Source organism: Pseudomonas sp. (genome assembly GCF_050739995.1).
In the GTDB taxonomy this organism is placed as follows: domain Bacteria; phylum Pseudomonadota; class Gammaproteobacteria; order Pseudomonadales; family Pseudomonadaceae; genus Aquipseudomonas.
Map to the genome: position 1 here is coordinate 1 of NZ_JBOICG010000040.1, position 4,930 is coordinate 4,930.

The 4,930-nt window shown below is 59.4% G+C and carries 5 protein-coding genes; 4 read left to right on the forward strand and 1 reads right to left on the reverse strand.

All coding sequences use genetic code 11. The features are described from left to right. The first annotated feature begins 26 nt into the window (after window positions 1–26). Together efeB and efeO are read left to right on the forward strand one after the other, a co-directional pair. A complete protein-coding gene (gene efeB, locus ACRESD_RS01460) occupies window positions 27–1,331 on the forward strand; it encodes an iron uptake transporter deferrochelatase/peroxidase subunit (RefSeq protein ID WP_431749305.1) in 1,305 nt (434 codons plus the stop codon). A 30-nt stretch (window positions 1,332–1,361) separates the two neighbouring features. Beyond that, on the forward strand, window positions 1,362–2,180 hold the full coding sequence (gene efeO / locus ACRESD_RS01465) for an iron uptake system protein EfeO (protein ID WP_431749306.1): 819 nt from the start codon (window positions 1,362–1,364) through the stop codon (window positions 2,178–2,180). A gap of 69 nt (window positions 2,181–2,249) precedes the next feature. Here efeO and pssA read toward each other — a convergent pair whose 3' ends face one another. Then, complete coding sequence (gene pssA / locus ACRESD_RS01470) at window positions 2,250–3,593, reverse strand: CDP-diacylglycerol--serine O-phosphatidyltransferase (RefSeq protein ID WP_431749307.1); 1,344 nt, start codon at window positions 3,591–3,593, stop codon at window positions 2,250–2,252. A gap of 125 nt (window positions 3,594–3,718) precedes the next feature. Here pssA and ACRESD_RS01475 point away from each other — a divergent pair, with 125 nt between their 5' ends. Continuing rightward, window positions 3,719–4,282, forward strand: coding sequence for a TetR/AcrR family transcriptional regulator (locus ACRESD_RS01475; protein WP_431749308.1), 564 nt, complete (start codon window positions 3,719–3,721; stop codon window positions 4,280–4,282). 54 nt (window positions 4,283–4,336) lie between these two features. Further along, window positions 4,337–4,816, forward strand: a complete 480-nt coding sequence (locus ACRESD_RS01480; protein ID WP_431749309.1) for a DUF1348 family protein — start codon at window positions 4,337–4,339, stop codon at window positions 4,814–4,816. The last annotated feature ends 114 nt before the right edge of the window (window positions 4,817–4,930 follow it).

Consider the following 4,930-nt stretch of genomic DNA (forward strand, 5'->3'; position numbering starts at 1 on the left):
GGCCTGCAGTGAAGACGACCGCACACATGAGTGATAAAGAACACACCAACCTTCAGCGTCGCCGCGTTCTGCTGGGCATGGCAGCCACTGGCGCAGCCATTGCCGGCAGCAGCCTGGCCTGCCCGGCCATGGCCGCTGCGGCGGAGCAAGTCACCACCGCACCGCGCAGCGACAAGACCCAGGACCACCACGATTTCTTCGGCAAGCACCAGACCGGTATCGTCACCCCGCGCCCGGCCTGCGGCATGCTGGTGGCGTTTGACGTGCTGGCCAGCGACCGTGAAGACCTGGAACGCCTGTTCCGCACCTTGAGCGAGCGCATCCATTTTCTGATGACCGGCGGCACGGTGCCGCAAGTCGACCCGAAATTGCCGCCGACAGACTCCGGCATTCTCGGCCCGGTAGTGACACCAGATAACCTGACTATCACTGTGTCGGTGGGTGAATCGTTGTTCGATGAGCGCTTCGGCCTCACAGCGGTCAAGCCCAAGCGCCTGAGCCGCATGGTCGGTTTCCCCAACGATGCATTGGAACCGGCGCAGTGTCATGGCGATTTGAGCCTGCAGTTTTCCTCCAATACCCCAGACACCAATATCCACGCCTTGCGCGACATCGTGAAGAACCTGCCCGACCTGCTGCTGGTGCGTTGGAAACAGGAAGGCAGCGTGCCGCCCCAAGCGCCCGCCAAACCCGGGGAACCGGCGCAGAGTGCACGCAACTTCCTCGGTTTTCGGGATGGTTCGGCCAACCCGAACTCCAACGATGACAAAGCCATGGATCAGATCGTGTGGGTGCAGCCCGCCAGCGACGAACCCACTTGGGCCGTCAATGGCAGCTACCAGGCGGTGCGGATCATCCGCAACTTCGTCGAGCGCTGGGACCGCACCCCGCTGCAAGAGCAAGAGAGCATTATCGGCCGCGTCAAACCCACCGGCGCGCCCATGGATGGCCAGCACGAAACCCAGGTTCCGGACTACAGCAAGGACCCGGAAGGCAAGTTGACCAAGCTCGATGCCCACATCCGCCTGGCCAACCCGCGCACCCCGCAGACTCAGGCCAACCTGATCCTGCGCCGGCCGTTCAACTACTCCAACGGCGTCAATAAGAACGGTCAGCTGGACATGGGGCTGTTGTTCATCTGCTACCAGGCTGACCTGGAGAAAGGCTTTATCAGCGTGCAAACCCGGCTCAATGGCGAGCCCCTGGAGGAATACCTCAAGCCGGTCGGCGGCGGGTACTTCTTCACCTTGCCGGGCGTCACCGGGCCCAAGGATTTCCTCGGGCGCACGCTGCTCACGGCTTCGCACCCTCAAACCACTGCCAATACCTGAATAAAACAAACCCAAGAGCGGATAAGCCCCATGAAGAAGTCGTCTATCGCGTTGTCGTTGTTAATGACCCTTTCGCCGCTGGCAGCCTTCGCCGCCACCGCACCGCTGGACTTGGTAGGCCCGGTATCGGACTACAAAATCTACGTCACCGAAGAAATCGGTGAACTGGTCACCCAGACCCAGGCATTCACTGACGCCGTGAAGAAAGGCGACCTGGCCACCGCCAAGAAGCTCTACGCGCCGACCCGTGTGCACTACGAGTCCATCGAGCCGATCGCGGAGCTGTTCAGCGACCTCGACGCGTCCATCGACTCCCGCGTCGACGACCACGAGAAAGGTGTTGAAGCCGAGGACTTCACCGGCTTCCATCGCATCGAATACGCGCTGTTCTCCAAGAACACCACCGAAGGCCTGGGTGCCCTCGCCGACAAGCTGAACAGCGACGTCAAGGACCTGCAAACCCGTGTCGCGGGCCTGACCTTCCCACCGGAGAAAGTCGTTGGCGGCGCCGCCGCGTTGCTCGAAGAAGTGGCGGCCACCAAGATCTCCGGCGAGGAAGACCGCTACAGCCACACTGACCTGTATGACTTCCAGGGCAACGTCGACGGCGCGAAGAAAATCGTCGACCTGTTCCGTGGCCAGATCGAGAAGCAAGACAAAGCGTTCCTGACCAAGGTCGACAAAAACTTTGCCACCGTGGACAAGATCCTGGCCAAGTACAAGACCCAGGATGGCGGCTTTGAGACCTACGACAAGGTCAAGGAAAACGACCGCAAGGCCTTGGTGGGGCCGGTCAATACATTGGCCGAAGACCTGTCGACCCTGCGCGGCAAGCTGGGCCTGAACTAAAACGCGCATAAAAAGACCCGGGGCCTTTGCAGGTGCCCGGGTCTTTTTTTGCCTGTTGACTCAGTTCGATTACAGGATTCGGTAGAGCAACCGTTCAATCCGCACACGGCTGACCCGCCGCAGGAACTTGCCCACGGCTTGCGGGTAATCCACCAGGCTTTGCAGAGCCTGATAACGTTCGATTCGCGTGGTGTGCTGGAAAATCTGCGCCAACTCCGCGCGCCGTGGCGCCAACCATTGACCCTGCGGGTCATCGATCAGCAAGCCGTTTTCCAGATCGAGACGGAACGCACGCGGGTTGAGATTATTCCCCGTCAGCAAGGTGTAGCGCTGGTCAACCCACATCCCCTTGAGGTGGTAGGTGTTATCGCCGTCGCGCCACAGGTGCAGGTTCAACTGGCCGCTGTCGATCATCGGCTGATGGCGTTTGGCGAAGCGGCGCAGGCTGATTTCGTACAGGTACGGCAGTGCTGCGATCACCTTGAACGGTTCGCTGGGCGGGATGTAGAAGTCGTTGGCGGTTTTGTCGCCGACAATGATGTCGATCTTCACGCCCCGCGCCAGGGCGCGATTGATTTCCCGGGTGACCGGCAGCGGCAGGTTGAAATACGGTGTGCAGATGGTCAGATGATGTTGGGCACTGGCGATCAACTCCAGGATTACTCGACTCAAGGGGTTGTTCTTGCCAACGCCCAGCAGAGGGCTCACCGACAGATGGCCGTTGGGCAATTGCCCGGCCGTGGTGTCATACGCCGCGTGCTTCAAACGACTGCGCAAGTCACCGATATCGTTACGCAGGCTGCGGGTGGTCGGCGGGTTGGGCAGGTCCAGGCGGTGTACGGCCTTGGAAGCCACCAAGCCATGCTCGACCAAGTGTTGCATCGAATCCGCCAGCGGCTTGCTGTGGATCAGGTGATAACGATCGAAACGGTACTTGTCGAACTTGTGCAGGTACACATTGTTCAGGCTCGCGCCGCTGTACAGCACACTGTCATCGATCACAAAGCCCTTGAGATGCAGCACGCCGAACAATTCACGGGTTTGCACCGGCACGCCATACACCGGCACTTCGCTCGCGTGGCTCTGGGTCATCGCCTGGTACCACGCGCTGTTACCGGGTTGCTTGCCGGCACCGATCAGGCCGCGTTGCGCACGTAGCGAGTCGACCACCACCACAATATCCAACGCCGGCCGCGCAGCCTTGGCGGCATGCAGCGCATCGTAGATCTCCTGCCCCGCTTCGTCCTGCTGCAAATACAGCGCAACGATGTAGATACGCCGAGTGGCCTGGGGAATCTTTTCCAACAGGCAACGCCGGAACGCCTCGGCGCCGGACAGTACTTCAATGGCGTCAGGGGTCAGTGGAAAACCGCGTAGTTTGGGCAACAAGGAGCGTTTGAAGAACGACGGCATAAGGCTCGCAATGGGTCGAATCCGAAGAGGCCCAGAGCTTACACCATGGGGGTGCTCAGGTCTCGTTGTCGCGCATGGAAAAAAGTTAATTGACCAAGAAGAACGATCGTTCTACTGTTGGCGACATGAACGATATGACTCCCAGCGAAACCCGCGACATTATTCTCGACGTCACCGAAAAGTTGATCTATCGCCACGGCATTGCCGCCACCGGCATGGATTTCCTGGTGAAGACTGCCGGCGTGTCGAGAAAAAGCATCTACCGCTACTTCGCCAACAAGGACGAGCTGGTGATCGCTGCGTTGCAGCGCCGCGATGAGCGTTGGATGCACTGGCTGCGTACTGAAGTGGAACGCAGCCAAGACAGCGGCGAGCGCCTGCTGGCACTGTTCAGTGCGCTGAAAGTCTGGTTTGCCTCGGCGGACTTTCGTGGCTGCGCCTTTATCAATACCAGCGGTGAAACCGGCGACGCACAAGACCCGGTGCGGCTGTTGGCCAAAGCCCATAAACAGAAACTGTTCGAGTACGCACTTGAACTGTGTGAAGCACATGGCACTCCCGATCCGAAACAGCAGGCCGCGCAACTGCTGATCCTGATTGATGGTGCGATTACCGTTGCCCTGGTCATGGGTGATTCAACAGCCGCTGATAATGCGCAATGCATGGCGCGAACATTATTGGGACTTTAGAACGCATAAACCTGGCAACTTTCAACAACCCTTATTGTGTCAAGGAGCTGCCCGATGTCACTTACTTCTGAAACACGTCCACCGTTGCCCCCCTTTACCCGCGAGTCGGCCATCGAAAAAGTACGCCTGGCCGAAGACGGCTGGAATTCCCGCGATCCACAACGCGTCTCCCTGGCCTACACCCTCGATACGCAGTGGCGTAACCGCGCCGAATTTGCCCACAACCGTGAAGAGGCCAAGGGGTTCCTGACTCGCAAATGGGCCAAGGAGCTGGATTACAGGCTGATCAAGGAACTATGGGCGTTTACCGACAACCGAATCGCGGTGCGGTATGCCTATGAATGGCACGACGACTCCGGTAACTGGTTCCGCTCCTACGGTAACGAGAACTGGGAGTTCGACGAAAACGGCCTGATGGCCAACCGTTTTGCCTGCATCAATGACTTGCCAATCAAGGAGAGCGAGCGCAAGTTCCACTGGCCGCTGGGACGGCGCCCGGATGATCATCCGGGGCTTTCAGACCTGGGGCTGTAAACGACTGAACTTCACCCAGTCACAGAAAAAACGCTTGTAGTGAGCGGGCTTGCCCCGCGCTGGGCGGCGAAGCCGCCCTAACAAGGACGCCGCGGTGTTTCATAAAGACCAAGG